The organism is Seonamhaeicola marinus (assembly GCF_008085455.1).
Genome location: NZ_VSDQ01000778.1, coordinates 1 through 377, shown reverse-complemented (window position 1 = coordinate 377; position 377 = coordinate 1). Strand labels below are relative to the sequence as shown.

General features: G+C 37.9%; 1 protein-coding gene. It reads right to left on the bottom strand.

Annotated elements, in window-relative coordinates:
* Nucleotides 1-377 (bottom strand): helicase HerA-like domain-containing protein (locus tag FUA24_RS23490; RefSeq protein ID WP_148545765.1); only part of this gene is annotated, 377 nt, incomplete at both ends.

Here is a 377-nt window from a genome sequence, read left to right as displayed (position 1 = left end):
CTATCAATAGCTTTATTATATTTTTTTGCTAGTTTAGAGTTGGCTATAAGGTTGCTAAGTTCAGTATCTGTTAAAACATCCATACGGCTCATTGGTGCGCGCATCATGGTTGCAGCTAATGGTGTTGGGCGGCCTTTTTCGTCTAGAGCAGATACTAAGGCTTCGCCAATACCTAATGATGTTAAAACTTCGGTAGTATCATAATAATCAGATTCGGGGTAATTTTGCGCTGTAAGTTTAATAGCTTTTCTGTCTTTAGCAGTAAAAGCTCTTAAGGCATGCTGAATTTTTAAACCTAATTGCCCAAGAACTTCTTCAGGAACATCGGTTGGGTTTTGGGTTACAAAATATAAGCCAACTCCTTTACTACGTATAAG